Below are 18,890 nucleotides of genomic sequence, written 5' to 3'. Positions count from 1 at the left end.
CGCGACGGGTATTCAGCGTGGGGATGACGGTTCGGATCGGGCGGAGAGTGTTCCGTCTGGGGATGAGTTCGCGTTGTTCTGGTTTGCGGTGCCGGAGTGTCGTCCGCTGGTTGAGGAGGATGTGTCCTCGCGGGTGGTGGCGGAGCTGTTGCCAGGGGCTTGGTACCTCGCGTTGGGGCAGCGTGGGGAGGCTTTGATCGCGCAGGCGGACGACGGTCGGCGTGGCCTCCTCCGGGACACGACGGGTATTCAACGCGGCTCCGCCTGATCCAGGCCCGGCACGGCGAGCACATCGCGGTGCCGGGCCCCTGTCGTCCTCCAGCTACAGCAGGTGGTCGGCCTTGCCGGCCTTGATGTCGCGGATCATCTGCTGGAGCGCTTCGCGGCTGTCGGTGAGGAAGTGTTCCTCGGAGCCGACGACGGCGATGTAGCTGTTGCCCTGGTCGTCTGTTCCGAGGCGGAAGCAGCTGGCGCCTTCGCCGCAGAATGGTTCTTCCCACGCGACGTTCTGCATGGTGACTCCCCTCAGAGGTGACGTGCGATGTCATGGATGAAGTCCCGCGACTTCTCGGGCGGCAGCGCGATGCCATCCATCCAGTCGAGGTGCGAACGGTACTTCGCCAACTGACCTTGTGTGTACAGGAATTCAGGCCCGTGCGTGCTGTCCACCTGGGCTGTGTCCAGCTGGGGGACGATCCCCTCGGCGTAGTTGACTGTCTGCCCCGCACCGGGGAATGCGCCTGCTCCGAAGGGGATGACCCTGAGCGTGATGTGAGGGCTTTCGGAGACGGTGAGCAAGCGGTCGAGCTGGGCACGGGCCACCGCGCGGCCGCCGAACTGCATGCGCAGTGCCGCCTCGTGGATGACCCCCATGTACTCGGGGGAGGTGGGCCCGTCCAGGACTTGCTGTCGTTCCACTCGATGAGCGAGTCGCAGGGCAACTTCGTGTTCCGGAAGCGCGGGGACGACCACTCGGAAGACGGCCAGGGCGTGATCGCTGGTCTGAAGGATTCCTGGAATGTGCACAGAGTGGGCGGTCCGCATTCGAACGGCGCTGGACTCCAACTCTGCGATGTCCAGAAGTCCTTCGGGTAGTGAGCCGCGGTACCGCTCCCACCAGCCCCTCCTCGCTGGCCTGGCCATAGCGGCCAATGCTTCGACGTAGGCCTGATCCTGGCAGCCGCACGCCTGGGCGAGGGTGCGCAATCGATCCTCGCTGATTGCTCGGCCGCCCTGCTCGATGTTGGAAAGTCTGGACCGGTCGACCCCCAGCAGGCGCGCGGCAGCCTCGGCGCTGACATCGGCGGCCAGCCGCATCTTCCTGACTTCGTGCCCCAGGCGCCTCTGTCGTTCAGTTGGGGACGTTCGCGATGCCATGTCAGTCCTTCCGTGACCTTGTCCGTGAAGTCTGCCGCGCAGAGGGCATCTTGAGCCACGCAAGGGTCAATATTTCTGGATTGGGTGGCCAATATGACCCATGGCACCCTACGGTAAGTCACGCACCGCTCACGCAGCGCCGACGAGCCGGAAGTGCATCACGCGGTCCTGCCCGCAACCTCCTGCCCTGGGAGGGGCGGTTCCGCGTCAGGGAGACAGGCCACTGCTCGTCCACAACACAACAAAGTGAGCCACCCGTGCGCGCCCACGCGAAAGAGAGACATCGCCAACTCGCCACCCGTATCAGGGGAGTCCGTCATGTACGTATCCACCTTCGCCGCGCTCTGTCCGGCCGTCACCGCCGAGACGGGCCCGCAGGCCACCCCGTACCCCCGCCTCGCCCTCCGCTCCGACCCCTCGCAGGCGCATCCCCGGCCCCATCTGCGTTCCAAGGGCCATTCCGGGCGCGGGCTCTCGTTGAGTTTCACGCTCCCCGGTGACACCCGTAGCGCGTTCATCGGCCGGACCGTGGTGGCCGCCGCCCTGGAGGCGCACGGGCTTGCCCCGTATGTCTGGCCGGCCACGCACGTCGTGGACGAACTCGTTGCCGTCACCGTGCGGATGAGTCCGGGCAAGGACCTCTACGTATCCCTGCGCCACCGCGAGGATGCCGTACGCCTCCTTGTCTGGGACCAGCACCCGCACCACGCCGCCCCGGACACGGCCACCCTCTGCGAGACCCGTCGCCGTCGGGCGCTCTGGATGCTGGCGGCCGTTGTGGACGACTGGGGCGGCGAGTGGGGCGCCACCGAGGCCGACCCGCCCCGAAGCGGCACCAAATCCTGGGTGCAGCTGCCTCGTTGAGCTGTGGAGAGGCTGCTTGTGCGCGACGCCTGTGCCAGCCGTGGCGCGCGATCCTGACGAGGCGAGGCGCACCGAGGCATGGCCGGGCGGCGGTGTCAGCGGATGACGTCGAAGACGTTCTTCTGCAGGTCGTTGGAGTACGCCTCGTGCTCGACGAGCTTCAGCTTCTGGGTGTCCTTGTCCGTGTCGCTGAACAGGCGCTTGCCCGCGCCGAGCAGCAGGGGGAAGACGAGGAGGTGGTAGCGGTCGATCAGACCGGCGTCCGAGAGGTTCCGGTTGAGGGTGGCGCTGCCGTGGATGATGATCGGGCCGCCCTCGGTCTCCTTCAGCGCGGCGACGTCGTCGAGCGAGCGCAGGATCGTGGTCTCGCCCCAGCCGGAGACCAGGTCGTCCTCGGTGAGGGTGGTGGAGACGACGTACTTCGGCATGGTCTTGTAGTCGGCGAAGTCCGCCATGTCCGGCCAGACCGGGCTGAACGCCTCGTAGCTGACCCGGCCCATCATCATCGCGGCGGCTTCCTGCTGCTCCCGGCCCTTGATCTCGAACGCCTCCGGGACGAACTCCATGTCCTTGAACGTCCACCCCGAGTTCCGGTAGCCGGGCTCCCCGCCAGGGGCCTCCACGACGCCGTCGAGCGAGACGAAGGCGGTGCTGATCAGGGTGCGCATCTGAGGACTCCTCGTTTCACGTGGGTGGTGCGGCAGCGGGCTGCGCCGCACCGAACTATTGCTCACTTGCCTGCGGACTGCGGACTGCGGACTGCGGACTGCGGACTGCGGACTGCAGACTGCGGATCCACGGGAAACTCATCGGCCCCGTCGATCGCGCGTGCGGGTGGCTCATCCGCGTTCGCGCAGGTACGCGTCCAACTCGGCGGCTCCCGCCAGCATCGCGCGTCCTCGGGCGGACAGCCGGTCGTGCCAGTTGCGCAGGGTGGCCTCCAGCGGTTCCGGGCCGCCCGCCGCGCGCACCTGGGCGATCAGCGGGGCGATCTGCTCCAGCAGGTGGCCGCCCCGCCTGAGTTGGTGGGCCATTCGGGCATCCCGTACGTCGGCCTCGCCGTAGACGCGGTAACCGGTCCGTGGGTCGCGGCGCGGGTGCACAAGTCCGGCGCGCTCCCACTTGCGCAGCGTCGCGGGCCGGATGCCGAGCTTCCCCGCCAGCGGCCCGATGAAGGTCTCGCCGGAACCGGATCCGGGCGCCGTATCCGAGTCGGGCGCCGCCGCGGGGTCCAGGTCGCGGAGGGCGCGTTCCACGGCCCGGAGGGTCTGCCGGTCCTCCAGGAGCTGGGCGTGGCTCTCGTCGACGAGGCGCAACGCCTCGTCGATCGAGCCCTCGTTCACCGCCCGCATGATCGCCGTCGCCGTGGGGTGGCCGTGGCCGGGGACCAGGGCGAGGAACGCGCGCAGGGCCCCCGCGTGCAGCGAGGTGTAGGTGCGGTAACCGTGGGGTGTGCGACCGGCGGCGGGAAGGATGCCGGCCTCCTCGTAGTTCCTGACCGCCTGCGTGGACAGACCGTGCACGCGCGCCAAATCGACCGGCCGGAGCCGATCACCGGTTTGAAGGTTTTGGCCCATTGCCCTGCCGATATCGCGGGAAAGTTTCAACCGAAGGTTCAACGATAGCGTTGAAGGCATGGCTACCGACATCAAGGACACCGCCCATGCCGTCGATGCTGCCGCCGTCATGAGGCTGCTCCCGGCCCGGCCCCGGGTGCTCGCCCTGGGCGAGCCCACCCACGGCGAGGACACCCTGCTCGACCTGCGCAACGAGCTCTTCCGGCAGCTCGTCGAGGAGGAGGGCTACCGGACGATCACGATCGAGAGCGACTGCATGGCGGGCCTGGCCGTGGACGAGTACGTCACCTCGGGCACGGGCACTCTCGACGAGGTCATGGAGCACGGCTTCAGCCACGGCTGGGGCGCCTCCGCGGCCAACCGCGAGCTCGTGCGCTGGATGCGCGCCCACAACGACGGCCGGCCCGAGTCCGAGCGGGTCCGCTTCGCCGGTTTCGACGGCCCGCTGGAGATCGTCGCCGCCGCGAGCCCCCGGCATGCCCTCACCGCGCTCCACGGCTACCTCGCGGACCGGGTGGACGCGGACCTGCTCCCCTGCACCGCGGAGACGCTCGACCGCCTGCTCGGCGCCGACGGCCGGTGGACCGAGCCCGCCGCGATGATGGACCCGTCCCGGTCCGTAGGGCAGTCGGCCGAGGCCGGTCGACTGCGGCTGCTCGCCGACGATCTGGTGGCACTGCTCGACGCGCAGACGCCGCACCTGATCGCGGTGAGCCCGCGGGAAGACCTGGACCGGGCGCGGTTGTACGGGCGCACCGCGATCGGCCTGCTGCGCTACCACCACTGGATGGCCGACTCCTCACCGGCCCGCCTGACCCGGCTGGTGGGCCTGCGGGACCAGATGATGGCCTACAACCTCCTCGCCCTCGCCGAGCGGGGCCCCGTGCTCGTCCACGCCCACAACTCCCACCTCCAGCGGGAGAAGAGCACCATGCGGATGGGCGGGATGCAGCTGGAGTGGTGGGGCGCCGGTGCGCTGGTGAGCGCCCGGCTCGGCGAGGAGTACGCCTTCGTGGCCACGGCCCTCGGCACGATCCGGCACCAGGGCGTGGACACCCCGCCACCGGACACCGTCGAAGGACTCCTGTACGCACTCCCGGAGGATCGCTGCGTCATCGACGCCGGCAGGCTGGCCACCGCCCTCGGGGATACGCGGCCCGGCCCCCGCGTATCCCCCTGGTTCGGCTACGCCCCGTTCGACCCGGCCCACTTGGCGGGCATCGACGGCATCGTGTTCGTCAAGGACGTCCCACAGGTCCAGTGAGGCACAGGTCCAGTGAGGGGTCGGGCGGTCCTGCCGCCCGACTAGCCGCGAAGTGCCCTGCTGCTACGGCCAGTTGATGGCAGCCGGAACGTTGACGGCATTCGGGGAGTCGGTGGAAGCCGGGGCCGGGGCCGGGGCCTTGTCGCAGAACTCCGCCTCGATCACGTTTACGTAGGTCGCCCCGTCCCACAGCCAGTCACCGTTGATGTTGAACGTCAGCTGGTGCTTCCCGTCCAGTGTGCCGACCATCGCGGACAGGGAACCGTTCGTACGGCCGCTCTTGCCCACCACCTTCACACCGCAGGACAGCTCCGCGAACTCGACGCCGAGTCCGTACCCGGTTCCGTTGCCCAGCGGCACCTCGTCGAGCATCTTCTTCATCTGTGCGGGCGGCAGCAACTCGCCGGCAATCAGCGAGCGTTGGAAGCGGTTGAGGTCGCCGGCGGTGGAGATGATGTCGCCGGACGCGCCCAGCCAGGTCATGTTCTGCTCGGTGGCGTCGTGGATCTCCGCGTCGGGGGTCTCCTGGTGGAGGCGGGAGTAGGCGACGGGGTGCGGGTCCGGCATCTGTGGCGCCGTGCCGGGGAACGACGTCCCGCGCAGCTTCAGCGGCCGGATGATGCGGCGGGTGGCCTCCTGCGCGTACGAACGGCCGGTCGCCTTCTCGATGACCATCCCGGCTATGACGTAGTTGGTGTTCGAGTACAGCGGCGCCTTCTCCGGGTCGGGGACCGGCGGGTACTTCAGCGCGACCGCCACCAGTTCCTCGGGCGTATGGGTGTCGTACCGGTGCTCCGGGAAGCCGGGGCCGGCGGCGTCGTGCACGAACGCGGGGTCGGAGGTGTGGTTGGCGATGCCGCTGGTGTGGTTGAGGAGACTGCGCAGGGTGATCCGGCTGCCGTCGTACCCGTTGCCCCGCACCAGCCCGGGCAGCCAGTGCTCGACCGAGTCGTCGAGGCTCAGCTTTCCCTCGGCCTCCAGCTGGAGCAGGACGGTCGCGATGAACGTCTTGGTGATGCTGGCCCCGCGGAAGTGGTCACCGGGCGAGCGTTCGCGGCCGGTCGCGGTGTCGGCGTGTCCGGCCGCTCCGTACCAACTCCCCCTGCTGTCCCGTGTCATGGCGGCGACGCCGGGCAGTTCGCCCTGCTCGACCACGGCGCGCAACGCGGCACGGGTCGCCTCGTGACCGCGCGGCGACTGCGCCTCGTGGGCGGCTGCGGTGGGTGCGGGGGCCGCTTGTGCGGAAGGGCCGAATGCGGCCGTTCCCGTGATCGCGGCCACCGCCAGGGCGAGCGAGGAGATACGTGCGGTTTGTTGCCTCATGCGTTCTGCCTCCAGGTCACCGAGGGGGCGCGGTGCCGCCCCCTCGGTGCCACGGACGCGCAACGCAGGCCTCAGGGTTGATCGTTGGGGCTGTTCGCCGGGGTCACTCCTTGGGGGCCCTGGCCGTGACCAGCAGGCCGGCGAGCACGCTCGCGAGCAGGGTGAGGCCGACCGCCCACCAGAGGGCTACGGAGTACCCGTCCAGCACCGCGGCGTTGATCCGGTCAAGGGTTGCGGAAAACGATGCCGGAAGGTTGTGCCGGCTGATCGGGAAGCCGTTCTCTGCCGCTTCGACCAGAGGGGCGGGAATGTCCGGGGTGTTGGTCAGCCGAGCGGAGATCGCCGAGGCGAGGACGCTGACGAACAGGGGCCAGGCGGCCCAGCTGCCCAGGTTCTGGGCCGCGAGGACCACCGCCGAGGTCCCGCCGGAATCCTGCGGGGCGACTTGGCCGGTCACGGTGGTGAACAGCGGCGTGAGGGCCAGTCCGGCACCGAAGCCGATGAGCAGTGTGCCCGGCAGTACCTGGGCGGTGTACGTGCTGTCGGCATCGATCCCGGTCAGGACCGCCAGGCCGACCGCCGTCAGCAGCAGGCCCGGCACGATCAGATTGCGGGGCGCCAGCCGGTGGCACAGCCGGGCGGCGACCTGGGTGGCGGCGAGGACGGCCGCGCCGGCCATGGGCAGCAGGGCCATACCGCTGCGGGCCGGGGGGTATTCGAGGACGCCTTGGGAGTACCTGTTCAGGATCAGGAACGTGGCGAACAGGCTCAGGCCGAGGAGGAACAGGGTGAGGAGAGAGCCCGCACGGTTACGGTCCCTGAGCACGTGCGCGGGGACGAGCGGGTTGAGCGAAGTGGTCTGCTGCCAGGCGAAGGCCAGCAGCAGGAGGACGCCACCCGTGAGGAGGATCAGGGTCAGGAAGGTGGTCCAGCCCGTCGCCTGGGCCCTGTCGAAGCCGAAGGCGAGGGCGATGAGCGCGACGGAGCCGATCGTCAGGCCCGGTGCGTCGAGACGGGCAGGGGTGCGGACCGGGTGGGGGTCGTGCACCAGGGGGGCCGCGCAGACCGCGATGACCAGCGCGATCCCGGCAACGGCGTACATGCACATGCGCCATGACAGGCTGTCGACCAGCGTGGCGCTCGCGAACACGCCGAACGCCAGGCCACCGCCGGCGACCGCGGCGTAGACACCGAAGGCCCTGCCGCGTTCCTTCGGGTCGCTGAATCCGGCGGAGACCAGGGCCAGCGCGGACGACGAGAGCAGTGCGGCGGACATGCCCTGGAGTGCGCTGGCGAGGACGAGCAGGCCGGCAGAGGGGGCCAGGCCGCCGACCGCGAAGGCAACGGCGAAACCGGCCGCGCCGATGACGAACACCTTCTTGCGGCCCAGGAGATCGCAGAGGTGCCCGCCGAGCAGCAACAGCAGGCCGAAGGCCAGCGTGTAGGCGGTGGAGAACAGGCGCATGTCGTCGATGGAGGCGCCCAGGTCGGCGTAGATGGACGGCAGCGCGGTGTTCGTGATCGACGTGCCGATCAGCACCAGCAGCTGTGCCGGCGCGGCCATCCCCAGCCCCCACCACCGCATGGGGTGCGGAGCCGGAGTACCTGCCGGGACGGGGGCCGTCGGCAGGCCGCCGGGCGCCTTGCTCAGGGACGGCCCGAACCCCGGTGACGGGTGATGGTCCGCCGGTGCCGTCGGGGCGTACGCGGGATGCGGGGGAAGCGGCTGGGGCCGGTCGGCGTACTGCGGCTGGGCCGGGACGCGCGGGTCCGGCCGGGGGGTCCTCGTCTCCGGGGCGAAGTCCAGCAACTGGGCGGCATGCCGCCCGAGTTGGGCGAGCACCGAGCCCGGCAGCCATTCGCCGCCCTGGTCACCGGATGTGCGGGCGACCACGTCGGCCGGCGTGGGCCGCTGCGCCGGGTCCTTGTGCAGACAGGCGCGTACGAGGTCGACGAGCGACTCCGGTACGCCGGTCAGGTCCGCTTCCTCCTCCGCGATGCGGAACAGGTGCGCGTTCAGACCGGTCTCCGTGGCACCGAAGAGGAGGCGGCCGGTTGCGGCGTAGACCAGGACCGCGCCCAGGCAGAACACATCACTGGCCGCGGTGAGTTCGAGGCCGCGCACCTGCTCGGGCGACATGAAGCCGGGGGAGCCGATCAGCATTCCGGTGCGGGTGTGCAGGCTGTCCCCGGCGAGGCTGTCCATGGCCCGCGCGATCCCGAAGTCGATCACGCGCGGCCCGTCCACCGTCACCAGCACATTGGACGGCTTCAGATCGCGGTGGATCAGACCCGCGCCGTGCACCGACTCCAGGGCCGTGGCCAGGCGGTTGGCGAGGGTGCGGACCGAGTGCTCGGGCAGCGGTCCGAAGTCCTTGGCGACCACGGTGGTCAGGTCGGGCCCGGGGATGTACTGGGTCGCCACCCAGGGCACCCGGGCCTCGGTGTCGGCGTCGAGCACGGCCGCCGTCCAGGTCCCGCCCACCCGCCGGGCGGCGGCCACCTCACGCGTGAACCGCTTGCGGAATTCGGGGTGCTGGGCGTGTCCGGCCTGCACCACCTTCACGGCCACGGTCCGTCCGGCTTCGGAACGTCCGAGGTACACCAGGCCCATGCCGCCCGCGCCCAGCCGGGCTATCAGACGGTAGGGGCCGATGTGCTGGGGATCTTCGGCGGTCAACTGTTCCACGGCAGCAAGATAGTTGAGGTATCCAAGCCGTGGTGCCAGGTTGCCGTGAACGATCGGTGTACGTGTACCTGTACGTGCACGTGCCCGCGTACGTCTGCCTGCGCGCGGCGCGTGCACGCAGCATGCGGTGCGGGGCTCAGCCGGGAGACGGCATGAGCGGCGGGCCGTCGGACTCCGCCGCCGAGGCGATCTTGCGCAGCAGGACCACGAGCTGCTCCCGCTCCGCCTCGCTCAGCGGGGCCAGGAGCGCGCGCTCCGTCTCCATCTGCTCGCCGATCGTGGACGACCAGGCGTCGGCACCCTTCTCGGTCAGTACGACGAGCAGGCTCCGGCGGTCCTCCGGCGAGGGCTGACGGGTCACGTAGCCGGACTTCGCCAGGCGGTCCAGCCGGTTCGTCAGCGTCGCCGGATGGGTGCCCAGGCCCTCGGTCAGCTGCGTCGGCGACATCCGGTACGGCTCGCCGGCGGACCGCAGCCGCCAGAGGATCTCGTACTCCCACATCTTCAACCTGCGCTGCGAGAGCCCGGCTTCCTTGCGGCCCTGGAGGTACTGCACCAGCGTCTGCATCCGGGTGACGGCACCCTCGACGAGCGGGTCCAGGTCGGGGACCTCCCGCCGCCATCGGGCGATGTGCCGGTCGATCGAGTCGGCGCCGTGGGCCGGATCGCGCGTGGTCTCCATGGCTCCAGCATAGAAGCGATGATCCCGATTCAGATATTTTGAAATCGTAGTGAGCTCCGGTTCCCGCTCGACATGCCGATGGGTGTCGCCTCGCGTAGCGTGACAGTCCCCGGCCGCGACGGCGCCGCAGTCCCGCGCCCGAGCCTCCTCGGCCTTCGGAGGGCGGACATGAAGCTCGGTCTGCACTACTGGAACTACTCGACACCGGCCGACCCGGCGCTCATCGCGCCCACGCTCGCGGAGTCGGTGCGGGTCGCCGAACAGGCCGGGATCGCGTCGTTCAGCGTGATGGACCACTACTTCCAGATGGAGACGGGGCGGAGCGTCGCCGACGAACCGATGCTGGAGGGGTACACCACCCTCGGCTACGTGGCGGCGGTGAGCGAGAGGATGACGCTCGGCCTGATGGTCACGGGGGTGATGTACCGGCACCCCGGCCTGCTGGCGAAGATCGTCACCAGCCTCGACGTGCTGTCGGGCGGCAGGGCGAGGCTGGGCATCGGTGCCTCCTGGTACGAGCGCGAGCAGTACGGGCTCGGCGTGCCGGTGGTCCCGGTCGCCGAACGGTTCGAACGGCTGGAGGAGACGCTCCGTATCTGCCTCCAGATGTGGAGCGACGACAACGGCCCGTTCCGGGGCCGTCATTACCGGCTCGCCGAGACGCTGTGCGTGCCCGAGCCGATCGGCGGGCACCCACCGATCATGATCGGCGGCGGGGGTGAGAAGAAGACCCTGCTCCTGGTCGCCCGCTACGGGGACGCGTGCAACCTCTTCGCCACCGACCAGGAGGAAGTGGCCCACAAGCTCGATGTGCTGCGGGCGCACTGCGAAGCGGAGGACCGCGACTACGACGCCATCACGAAGACCGTGATGTACGGCGGGCCGGTGCTGGAGAAGCCGGCCGCGTTCCTCGCCGACGCGGAGGCGTACGCGGACCTGGGCATCAGTGAGATCCAGGTGCTGCCCGACCGGCACCCGGTCAGCTTCACCCACCAGATCGCGGAGCGCATCGCACCCGCCGTCGCCGGGATCGGATAGCCGGCAGCGGGGGCGAGGGGCGATGCGCTCCCACGTCGCAGCAGGGCGGGTCTACATGCCGGTGGTGCCGTCGACGATCTCCCGGATCACGTCGAGGTGGCCGTTGTGCCGGGCGGTCTCCTCGATCAGATGCATGACGACCCAGCGCAGATCGGGGTGCCTGCCGTCGCGCCGCGGCTGCTTGGCCGGTGTGTCCAGGCTGGTGGAGGCCACCAACTCGCTGTAGCGGGTGGTCCGTTCCTCATAAAGCGAAAGTACATCGGCGAGTGGCATGTCCACCGCGATGCGCATTTCGCGATCGGGGTCCTCGTCGGTCCACGGACCCTCGTCCGGACCACCGAGGAAGGCCACCTCGAACCAGTGGTACTCCACCCAGCTCAGGTGGTTGATCAGCCCGGCGATCGTCATCAGGGGCGATCCGGGCAGCGGGGCTCTGCGGGCGTCCTCCGGCGAGACGCCCTCGCACTTCGCGCGTGCGGTGGCGCGGACATAGTCGAGAAAAGTGGCCAACTGGGTGCGCTCGTCCCATGCGGGAGGCGAATCGGTGCGTGTCATCGCCGTACACGATGTGCGACGGGCCGTCCCCTGTCCACCGCATTGTCCAATGGGGCCCGCCCCTGGGTCCGTGGGCCCACGCCCGGGCGATCCGGCCTCATTACGCTCGTGCACGACCAACTGTGAGCCAACCGGCCGGCGCCCGCGACGAGCGCCTGTCCGGCGTGCCCGCAGGCATCCGGAACTGCACGCTCTGCTCGTCCCTACTTGTCTCCGACTGTCTCTGCCTGTCTCTGCCCATCTCCATCTGTCTCCATCTCTGTCTCCACCGGGCGCCCGCATCTCGTCCGAAGCGTGGTGTCCACACATTCATGAGGTGATGTGTCGATGAGTGACGGTTTCTTCTACTCGTACCACCTCGGCTGGAGCCGCCCGGACTCCGAGTCGCTCTTCAATGATCTCGACGCGGCGGGGCTGCGGCTCAGCCACCCGGTCACCCGGCGGGTGACACTGCTCGGCCCGGGGCCCGGCCCGCACGGCACCCCGTCGTGGGTGACCAGGGAGCAGCTCGTGCTCCTCGCCGGACTCCAGCGGCTCGACAGTGTCGACTTCGTGCTGTGGGTGGACAGCGGGACCGAAGTGCCCGCCCGCATCCGCAGGATGAGGGACGGAGTGGTCGCGCTGGAATTCGGGTTCGGCCGGCTGACCCGGGACGAACAGGAGGTGGCCGCGAGGGCGATCAGGGAGGCGATAGGGCGGGCTTCCGTGCTCTGCATCGGCTTCGTCGTCGACCGCGAGGGTGCCTCGGTGGCGACGGACTGGAGCGGCGTCGTCATCAACGGCACGACGTTCTTCGACAGTTGGCCCGACACACTGGCCGTTCGGCACGAGATAGCTGCGATGCAGCCGCAGCTCGCCGGGGTGGCCTCCTTCGACCAGTCGCCGTGGATGCTCTTCGGGAGCGAGGTCCCCGTCCGCTAACGGCTCCCCGCCCGGTGACGGTTCCCCGTCCGGTAGCGGTTCCCCGTCCAGTAGCGCCGACTTTGAGCCTTGCATTGGGTCCTGAGGCCCATGCCCCGATGGGTGCCGGTGTGGTCGGATGCGTGGAGTGGCTGAACTGTGGCCGTACACCGGCAAGGTGGGGGACTCGTCGTGTCTGGCATAGGCGGATTTGCGGTTTCGGGTGGCGGGGGCGGGGGCGGGGGCGTCGCCGTGGGCAGGCAGGGCAGGCAGTCCCTGCCGCGCCCGTTGCAGGCGGTGCTGATCCTCGTACGGTTCCTCTTCGCCGCCGCGGCTCTGGGCGGCATCGGTGTGCTGACGGTGGCGTCGGCGGTCGACGAGGTCGACGGCCAGCTCTTGGGGCTGCTGCTGTACGCGGCGCTGCCGAGCGTGATCGCCTTCGTGCTCTCGCTGTACGCGCGCACCGGCGGCGTCTGGATCTGGCGCGGACTGCTGGCCGTACACGTCTGGCTCACCTTCGGCGCGCTGGCGAACCTCGGTGGGGACGGCGGTGGGCGCGCTGTCACCCAGCTGGTGATGCCGGTCGCCGTCATCGTCCTGCTGTTCCGGCCGAGTTCGCGCGAATGGTTCGACCTGCCCCTCGAACAGCGCTTGCCGCACCGGCGGTTCAGCATCGCGCGCATGATCAAGTGGCGCCGGGACGACGCCGGTCAGACCGCGATGGAATACCTGGGCATGATCCTGGTGGTCGTGGCCCTCATCGGCGGGCTCGTCGTCACGGGCATCGCCGCCCAGCTGACCGGTGGGATGCAGGACGCGATCTGCCGGCTCACCGGGAGCGCCTGCCCCGCGCCCGGCAGCAATGTGGAGGCGGGGCCCGGCAAGGACTCCGGCGGTACGGCCGCTTCCGGCGGCACGGACTCCGGCGGCACGGACTCGGGCGGATCGGACGTGGCCGGGGGCTCCGACACGGCCGGTGGAACCAATACGGCCGGTGGAACCAATACGGCCGGTGGAACCAATACGGCCGGTGGAACCGACACGGCCGGTGGAACGGACAGCTCGGGCGCATCGGGTGGCTCGGGATCCGACTCGGGTGGCTCCGGCGCATCCGGAAGCTCCGCGGGCTCCAACGGGGGCGACCCCGCCGTCCAGGTCGACGACGGCGGCGACGACGTGGACACCACCGGGGAGCCGAACGGCGGCGACGACGACCAGGACGACTCCGGCGACGGCGACGACGGGAAGTCCGACGAGAGCTGCACCTCGGGCGTCGGCGCGTTCTTCTCCTGCGCCGCGCACCAGACCGGCGGCTTCTTCGAGGGTCTGATCGGCGACGGCCTGTGGGGCGACATCACCGGCACGATCGGCACGATCCTCCACCCGGTCGATGCGTGGAACGGCCTGATGGACTACGGCAAGGGCCTCGGCGACAAGTGGAGCCAGGACTCCAAGGACGCCGGGGGCAAGTGGGACGACGGCGACTACCTCGGCGCGATCTGGGACTGGACCAAGGCGTCCGGCGGCACCGGCCTCAAGGTCCTCGACGACATGTTCATCGGCGACGAAGTCCGTGACATGTGGAAGAACGGCGACGAGGGCCAGGCGATCGGCACCGGCCTCTGGAACATCGGCTCGCTGTTCATCCCGGGCTACGGCGAGGCCAAGCTCATCGGCAAGTTCGGCAAGCTGGGCAAGCTCGGGAAGCTCGGCAAGCTGGGCGAGGTCGCCGAGAAGGCCTCCGATGCCGCGAACAAGGCGAAGAAGGCCGCCAAGGCGGGCGACGTCGACGGCGCGGAGAGGGCCGCGCAGGAAGCGCAGCGGCACGCCGACGACGCCGCCGAGAAGGCTGGTCTCAAGGGCTGCACCATCGGGATGGGCGGTCGTGTCCGGGTCCCGTACGGCAGCGGTGCGGGCGTCGGACTGTCCGGCTCGGGCACCGGCACCATCGCCGCGCCGCCCGTCTCCGTACCCGTCGGGTTCCTCGCGAAGGACTGCGACGACGTCGACCCGGAGGACAAGGCCGCCGCCGACGAGGCCCAGCGACTGGCCGACGAGGCGAAGAAGGCCGCCGCCGCGGCCAAGCGGAGGCAGGGGCTGCAAGCGGCCCAGAACAAGCCCAAGCCGGCCTGGTACAAGGACCTGAAGGACCCGCCGGCCGGGGCCAAGGACGGCGGCGACGGGAACTGGGCGGAGGTCAAGCCGGGGGTCTTCAGCTATCCGACGGAGATGGGCGCCCGCTACCAGGAACAGATCTCCAAGGTGGGCCGCGGCAAGGAGTACCAGGTGCCGCTGGACAAGCTCACGGGCAAGCCGGTCGACTTCGACGGCTGGGACGCCTCGCGGGGTACCTACCTGGAGGCGAAGTACGGGTACACGAACCCGAAGTTCTACAACGCCGAGACCGGAACGCTCGCCCCGGATCTCGCCGACCGGTGGGCCACCCAGGCGTCCCGGCAGGTCGACGCGGCGCGCGGCAAACCGGTCGAGTGGCACCTCTCCGACCCGAACGTCGCCGAAGCGGCGCGCGAGATGTTCGAGGAGCGGGGCATCAACGTTAAGGTCATCAACACCCCTGACGACCTGGAGGGCTGAACGCCGGGCGGGCAGCGGAACGCAGGACCGGAACCCAAGGAGAGCGTGTCGTGCTGTACGTCGTCGTCAATGGTCTCTGGGGCCCGCGCGGGGAAACCGTGCCGGACATCGCCGAGCGCTGGTCCGGCACGCTCACCGCGCTCAGGGACATCGACGGCCCGACTTTCGACGTATGGCACGAGTCCGGGGACGGTCTCGCCTCCGACCCCTTGCTGGAGCCCTCGGTTCCCGCGTTGGCGGAGTACATCGAACGGACGAACACGGGCCCCGACCTCGACGTGGTGGGCTACACGTCGTCGTTGTGGGCGCGGAATCCCGGAGCGGCGCACGTGTCGTCGGCGGTCCACGCGGGCGGCACGTCGCTCCACGCGCCGCATTCCGTCTCCCTCACCTTCCGGTCGCGCGAGGTCGACGAATCCGCCGAAGTGATCCGGCGCGCCCCGGAGATCCTGCGCGTCCTGGCGGAGCACTGGGAGATCGACGCCGGGCAGGTGTACGGAAAGCCCCAGTACCGGGCGGTGGCCGAGCGGTTCGGCCTGGCCAACAGCGACCCGCGCTGCGGCCGTGCGGTCTTCCTCTCCGCCGGCCGCGCCGCCCTCGCCCCCGACGACCTGCCCGGAACGTACGTCCGCACCGCGCACGGCGGACTGGTCATCGACCTCACCCGTGGCGGTACGGAGTCCCCGTCCATCGAGACGGTCATCGAGGCGAACACACGACTGCGGGCGGCCGGGGCGCTGACGCCGCTCCCGGAGCCCTTCGACCGCGACAGATTCTGACCCTGCCACCCCGCTGCTCGCCGCCGCACGCGGGCAGCCCTCAGAGCCAGCCCCGCATCGCCGCGAACCCCAGCAGCAGCCCCACCGCGAACGCCCCGGGCACGAGCGTGAACAGCGCGGGCATCAGCACCGGACCCCACGCCCCCGGCCCGGCCACCGTGGCGCTCCCCGCCGGGTCGGCCGGGTCGTAGCTGACCCGGACCGGCGCCCCGACCTCGAAGCCGAACGGGCCCGGGGCATGGTCGGTGAACTCGATGTCGCGGCCCTCGCGGGTGCGGAACGCGAAGACGTACTCGGTGGCGTAAGCACGCTCCGAGCCAGGCCCCCGGTCGACCGTCCGGCGGTCCGAGCACCGGCCCTCGGCGCGCTCGCCGTGCCGCACCAGCCGCAGCACCCGGTTCAGCCGCAGCGCGGAACGGAGTGCGAACGCGCCCAGGAGCAGGCCGAACAGCAGCAGGAACGTGGCCGTGCCACCGGGCAGGATCTGCATGAACGGGCGCTCCCGGTCCGCTACTTGACCGTGATCGAGTCGACGAAGGCGTCGAGGTCCTTCGAGCTCAGCGAACCCTTGACCGCGTTGATCCGGACCGCGAACGGCACGTCCTTCGAATCGACGCCCGCCACCACGACCCCCGTCATCCGGGTGCCCTGCGCCGGCGTCCGGTCCTCGCCGCTCGACGTGAACTCGTAGTCGATCCGGTGCGCCTCACGGGCGCTCTCCGCACCCGCGAGCCGCACCTCCTCGGTCCCCTTGCGGGTCGCCCCGAGACCGATGCCGGCGCCCGCCGCGGACGCCGCCTCGGCGGCGCTGTCCACGCCCGTGGCGAAGTCGAGCTGCACCGAGACCATGCCGGTGCGCAGCCCGCCCTCCTCCTTGAGCGCGACGGCCGCGTTGGTCTTCGCCCGGTCGGCCGCGGGCTGCTCCTTGTAGCCCTTGTCCCCGGGGTAGCCGACAGAGAGGCTCTTGGTGTCGAGCTTGTCCCAGCCCTGCGGGAGCGCGGCACTCTCCCCGCCGCAGCCGGTGAGCAGGGCGAGGCCGATGGCGGCGGCCGCGGTCGCGCCGATGGTCCGGTACGTCTTCTTGGTCGTCGTCATCGCCTATCGCCTCTTCGTCGTGCCGGTTGGTGCTTGCCGTACCGGTGCTTCCCGTACCGCTACTTCGCGCAGTAGCTGTACGGAAGGTACGAGCGCTTGTCGCCCTGCGGAGCGCCGAGGAACTCCGCGTCCGTCAGTGTCTCCTTCTTGTGCTCGTCGGAGATGGAGAATCCCAGACTCATGCCGAGCGAGACCTCGAAGCCGAACTCCTGGGCGTCCGTCTGACCGTTGTACTTCATCTTGCTGGACAGGCCGTCCTCGTACATCAGCTGGTCGAAGGGGTCGGTTCCGGTGGGCTTCTGCTCCAGCGAATGATCGCCGAACATGTACTCGAACGGGGCGGTGTTGTTGCCGGAGCCGTCCAGCCACTGCTCGGCGATGGCGCGCTTGTCCTCGGTGGCCTTGTCGGTGTCCTTGCCGAAGACGATCGAGTTCGTCTGGACCTCGATGCCGGTGTCGCCGGAAGAGTCCGAGCCGCTGACCTTGCCGCCGCGCTTGTCCTTGCCCTTCTCGCCGTTGTCGCCGCTGATGTCGCCCTTGTTGGACGTCGAGCCGTTCTCGATGGTCTGGGTCATGTCGATCCGGACGATCTTGCCGGTCTTCTGGTCACGGGTGACGGTGACCGCCCCGGTCCGGCTGTCCTTCGCGGAGGCCGCGCCGCCCAGCGGGCCGGCCGAACCGCTGACCTTGCCCTCCAGTTCGAGCTTGGCGGTGTACGTGTACGACTCGTTGCCGTTGACGTCGTCCTTGGTGATGGTCACCTCGGGGGAGAACTTCGCCTTGCCGCCGAGCTTCGCGCCGAGCTTGGACTCGTCGCCCGCGCTGATGGAGAGGCCGCCGTCCGCGTACGCGTTGAGGCCGATGGTCGAGTACGAGATCTTCTTGTCGCCGATCTTGCTCTCGACGTCCTTCTTCTTGTCGGCCCACTTCATCCCGGAGTACCAGCCGCCGCCGTAGCCGCCGCTGTACTTGGTGGAGGTCTCCCACATCTTCATCTCTTCGATGTCGTCCCTCATCTTCTGGGCCTCCTCCTCGCTCTTGAAGACCCAGGTGTCACCGTTGGTGATCTTGATGCCGCCGCCGACGTCGACATCGGCCTTGCCCAGCTTGCCGAGCTTGACGCCGGGGGTGCTGGCGGTGGCTCCGGCCGAGGCGGCGTCCGTGAACGTCATGTAGACGAGCTTGTCGTTCTCGTCGACCTTGCCGTCCTCGTTCACATCGGTCTTGGCCTGGCTGACCTTCTGCTGGAAGCCGTACTCGTTGCCCCACTCGAACCAGCCGATCTTGACCTTGTCGCCGACGGTGTCGGAGATGCTGGAGACCTGGCACATCTTGGGCTCGTAGTCGGCGTCCGTCTTCGGCTTGGCGGTGGTGTCCCCGCCGCCGGTGGAACAGCCGCCACCGCCGCCGCCCATGGAGCTGATCGCGCAGCGGATGCGCTCACCGATCTGCCCGCCGACGCCGGCCATGGCCATAGCGCCGATCAGCGTCACGACGAGGACGACCACCCCGAGGTACTCCATGGCGGTGGCACCGCCGTCCCGCCAGGAGTACGGCTGGTACGGGGCGGGCTCCGGCCGGTCCGCGCGGTCGTCCAGGAGCCGGTCGACGGCCAGCCCCGCCGCCGCGCCGGTCGCCAGCGAGACGAGCGGCATCAACGTGCCCTCGACGTCCACGAGATGCCAGGACACGGCCAGCCCGTAGACGAGCGCGGCCAGCGGGACGGTGAGGGAGGCGAGGAACGTCAGCAGACGGGACTCGCGGTACTCGTCGGGCAGGACGCGCGCGGAGGCCAGGACCGTGAGGACGGTCGTGATGACGGCGGGTACGTGGATCAGGGCCAGACGCCAGCCGAATCCGGCCAGCCGCTCGTCGCTTGCCAGCAGTTCGACGAGCCCGCGCGAGACCAGATACCCGGCGGCGATGTAGACCAGCGCGCCGGCGGCCCAGCTACGGGTCAGCGCGAAGAACACGCCTCCGCTCGCACCGGATCCGCCACCCCCGCTCCCCGGCGGTATGTGGCCCGCGCCTCCGCTTCCCCAGCCCCCGCCACCAGTCACGGTTCTTCCTCTCCGACGCCCACTTGCCATGCCTGTGCCCGCAGTTCGCATTCGGGTCGACGTGAGCGTACGGGTGTACGAGCCGGGTGACC

General features: G+C 69.8%; 17 protein-coding genes and 1 pseudogene. 7 read left to right on the top strand and 11 right to left on the bottom strand.

Translation table 11 applies throughout. The features are described 5' to 3' along the window. Positions 1–268 (top strand): annotated as a pseudogene (locus ACFYY7_RS10725) (hypothetical protein); the annotation flags it as partial. Between the two features lie 54 nt (positions 269–322). Here the strand turns inward: ACFYY7_RS10725 and ACFYY7_RS10720 are convergent. Both ACFYY7_RS10720 and ACFYY7_RS10715 read right to left on the bottom strand, forming a co-directional pair. Continuing rightward, complete coding sequence (locus tag ACFYY7_RS10720) at positions 323–514, bottom strand: hypothetical protein (protein WP_388659592.1); 192 nt, start codon at positions 512–514, stop codon at positions 323–325. 11 nt (positions 515–525) lie between these two features. Beyond that, entirely contained in the window at positions 526–1,377 is an 852-nt protein-coding gene (locus ACFYY7_RS10715) for a helix-turn-helix domain-containing protein (RefSeq protein ID WP_388659589.1), read from the bottom strand. 318 nt (positions 1,378–1,695) lie between these two features. Here ACFYY7_RS10715 and ACFYY7_RS10710 point away from each other — a divergent pair, with 318 nt between their 5' ends. Then, complete coding sequence (locus ACFYY7_RS10710; RefSeq protein WP_388659586.1) at positions 1,696–2,241, top strand: ATP-binding protein; 546 nt, start codon at positions 1,696–1,698, stop codon at positions 2,239–2,241. Positions 2,242–2,336: 95 nt separating this feature from the next. Here ACFYY7_RS10710 and ACFYY7_RS10705 read toward each other — a convergent pair whose 3' ends face one another. Further along, positions 2,337–2,909, bottom strand: coding sequence for a dihydrofolate reductase family protein (locus ACFYY7_RS10705; RefSeq protein ID WP_388659584.1), 573 nt, complete (start codon positions 2,907–2,909; stop codon positions 2,337–2,339). 171 nt (positions 2,910–3,080) lie between these two features. Then, the gene (locus ACFYY7_RS10700) at positions 3,081–3,818 is read right to left on the bottom strand and encodes a TioE family transcriptional regulator (protein WP_388659581.1); all 738 of its coding nucleotides are present in this window, start codon (positions 3,816–3,818) and stop codon (positions 3,081–3,083) included. 58 nt (positions 3,819–3,876) lie between these two features. Between ACFYY7_RS10700 and ACFYY7_RS10695 the strand changes: the two genes are divergently transcribed. Further along, entirely contained in the window at positions 3,877–5,082 is a 1,206-nt protein-coding gene (locus tag ACFYY7_RS10695; protein ID WP_388659578.1) for an erythromycin esterase family protein, read from the top strand. A 63-nt stretch (positions 5,083–5,145) separates the two neighbouring features. Here the strand turns inward: ACFYY7_RS10695 and ACFYY7_RS10690 are convergent, their stop codons facing one another. The 3 genes from ACFYY7_RS10690 to ACFYY7_RS10680 all read right to left on the bottom strand — a co-directional run bounded on the left by ACFYY7_RS10690 (position 5,146) and on the right by ACFYY7_RS10680 (position 9,776). Then, positions 5,146–6,405, bottom strand: coding sequence for a serine hydrolase domain-containing protein (locus ACFYY7_RS10690; protein WP_388659575.1), 1,260 nt, complete (start codon positions 6,403–6,405; stop codon positions 5,146–5,148). A gap of 103 nt (positions 6,406–6,508) precedes the next feature. Beyond that, positions 6,509–9,094, bottom strand: coding sequence for an MFS transporter (locus ACFYY7_RS10685; RefSeq protein ID WP_388659573.1), 2,586 nt, complete (start codon positions 9,092–9,094; stop codon positions 6,509–6,511). A 136-nt stretch (positions 9,095–9,230) separates the two neighbouring features. Next, the gene (locus ACFYY7_RS10680) at positions 9,231–9,776 is read right to left on the bottom strand and encodes a MarR family winged helix-turn-helix transcriptional regulator (RefSeq protein ID WP_388659571.1); all 546 of its coding nucleotides are present in this window, start codon (positions 9,774–9,776) and stop codon (positions 9,231–9,233) included. Between the two features lie 168 nt (positions 9,777–9,944). On the opposite strand from ACFYY7_RS10680, the gene ACFYY7_RS10675 reads away from it, so the two are divergent. Beyond that, a complete protein-coding gene (locus ACFYY7_RS10675; protein WP_351261535.1) occupies positions 9,945–10,814 on the top strand; it encodes an LLM class F420-dependent oxidoreductase in 870 nt (289 codons plus the stop codon). A gap of 51 nt (positions 10,815–10,865) precedes the next feature. On the opposite strand, the gene ACFYY7_RS10670 is transcribed toward ACFYY7_RS10675, so the two are convergent. After that, positions 10,866–11,369: a DinB family protein gene (locus ACFYY7_RS10670; RefSeq protein ID WP_388659569.1), complete on the bottom strand. Its 504-nt coding sequence runs from the start codon at positions 11,367–11,369 to the stop codon at positions 10,866–10,868. A gap of 327 nt (positions 11,370–11,696) precedes the next feature. On the opposite strand from ACFYY7_RS10670, the gene ACFYY7_RS10665 reads away from it, so the two are divergent. The 3 genes from ACFYY7_RS10665 (at position 11,697) to ACFYY7_RS10655 (ending at position 15,643) form a co-directional block, all read left to right on the top strand. Next, the gene (locus ACFYY7_RS10665; protein ID WP_266730013.1) at positions 11,697–12,290 is read left to right on the top strand and encodes a hypothetical protein; all 594 of its coding nucleotides are present in this window, start codon (positions 11,697–11,699) and stop codon (positions 12,288–12,290) included. Positions 12,291–12,521: 231 nt separating this feature from the next. Further along, the gene (locus ACFYY7_RS10660) at positions 12,522–14,864 is read left to right on the top strand and encodes a Tox-REase-5 domain-containing protein (protein ID WP_388659567.1); all 2,343 of its coding nucleotides are present in this window, start codon (positions 12,522–12,524) and stop codon (positions 14,862–14,864) included. Between the two features lie 50 nt (positions 14,865–14,914). Then, positions 14,915–15,643, top strand: coding sequence for a hypothetical protein (locus tag ACFYY7_RS10655; protein WP_388659564.1), 729 nt, complete (start codon positions 14,915–14,917; stop codon positions 15,641–15,643). A 40-nt stretch (positions 15,644–15,683) separates the two neighbouring features. On the opposite strand, the gene ACFYY7_RS10650 is transcribed toward ACFYY7_RS10655, so the two are convergent. The 3 genes from ACFYY7_RS10650 to ACFYY7_RS10640 are packed head-to-tail and all read right to left on the bottom strand — an operon-like array spanning position 15,684 to position 18,828. Further along, the gene (locus ACFYY7_RS10650) at positions 15,684–16,133 is read right to left on the bottom strand and encodes a DUF3592 domain-containing protein (protein ID WP_382934340.1); all 450 of its coding nucleotides are present in this window, start codon (positions 16,131–16,133) and stop codon (positions 15,684–15,686) included. A 20-nt stretch (positions 16,134–16,153) separates the two neighbouring features. Beyond that, positions 16,154–16,738 carry a hypothetical protein gene (locus ACFYY7_RS10645; RefSeq protein ID WP_388659561.1) on the bottom strand — a complete coding sequence of 195 codons (585 nt, stop codon included), beginning with the start codon at positions 16,736–16,738 and terminating at the stop codon, positions 16,154–16,156. 59 nt (positions 16,739–16,797) lie between these two features. Continuing rightward, positions 16,798–18,828 (bottom strand): hypothetical protein, encoded by a 2,031-nt coding sequence (locus ACFYY7_RS10640; RefSeq protein ID WP_388659558.1) that lies wholly within the window; start codon positions 18,826–18,828, stop codon positions 16,798–16,800. Positions 18,829–18,890: the final 62 nt, after the last annotated feature.

The organism is Streptomyces sp. NPDC001933, assembly GCF_042890955.1.
Taxonomy (GTDB): Bacteria; Actinomycetota; Actinomycetes; order Streptomycetales; family Streptomycetaceae; genus Streptomyces.
Note: the sequence above shows the minus strand (reverse complement) of the source record. Positions and strands in the feature narration are given on the sequence as shown.

Excerpts from the sequence above, each read along its gene's own strand:
- ACFYY7_RS10640 (WP_388659558.1), bottom strand. The coding sequence starts at position 18,828 with ATGGCAAGTGGGCGTCGGAGAGGAAGAACCGTGACTGGTGGCGGGGGC.
- ACFYY7_RS10650 (WP_382934340.1), bottom strand. The coding sequence starts at position 16,133 with ATGCAGATCCTGCCCGGTGGCACGGCCACGTTCCTGCTGCTGTTCGGC.
- ACFYY7_RS10675 (WP_351261535.1), top strand. The coding sequence starts at position 9,945 with ATGAAGCTCGGTCTGCACTACTGGAACTACTCGACACCGGCCGACCCG.
- ACFYY7_RS10695 (WP_388659578.1), top strand. The coding sequence starts at position 3,877 with ATGGCTACCGACATCAAGGACACCGCCCATGCCGTCGATGCTGCCGCC.
- ACFYY7_RS10690 (WP_388659575.1), bottom strand. The coding sequence starts at position 6,405 with ATGAGGCAACAAACCGCACGTATCTCCTCGCTCGCCCTGGCGGTGGCC.
- ACFYY7_RS10715 (WP_388659589.1), bottom strand. The coding sequence starts at position 1,377 with ATGGCATCGCGAACGTCCCCAACTGAACGACAGAGGCGCCTGGGGCAC.
- ACFYY7_RS10700 (WP_388659581.1), bottom strand. The coding sequence starts at position 3,818 with ATGGGCCAAAACCTTCAAACCGGTGATCGGCTCCGGCCGGTCGATTTG.
- ACFYY7_RS10720 (WP_388659592.1), bottom strand. The coding sequence starts at position 514 with ATGCAGAACGTCGCGTGGGAAGAACCATTCTGCGGCGAAGGCGCCAGC.
- ACFYY7_RS10645 (WP_388659561.1), bottom strand. The coding sequence starts at position 16,738 with ATGACGACGACCAAGAAGACGTACCGGACCATCGGCGCGACCGCGGCC.
- ACFYY7_RS10665 (WP_266730013.1), top strand. The coding sequence starts at position 11,697 with ATGAGTGACGGTTTCTTCTACTCGTACCACCTCGGCTGGAGCCGCCCG.
- ACFYY7_RS10710 (WP_388659586.1), top strand. The coding sequence starts at position 1,696 with ATGTACGTATCCACCTTCGCCGCGCTCTGTCCGGCCGTCACCGCCGAG.
- ACFYY7_RS10680 (WP_388659571.1), bottom strand. The coding sequence starts at position 9,776 with ATGGAGACCACGCGCGATCCGGCCCACGGCGCCGACTCGATCGACCGG.
- ACFYY7_RS10670 (WP_388659569.1), bottom strand. The coding sequence starts at position 11,369 with ATGACACGCACCGATTCGCCTCCCGCATGGGACGAGCGCACCCAGTTG.
- ACFYY7_RS10705 (WP_388659584.1), bottom strand. The coding sequence starts at position 2,909 with ATGCGCACCCTGATCAGCACCGCCTTCGTCTCGCTCGACGGCGTCGTG.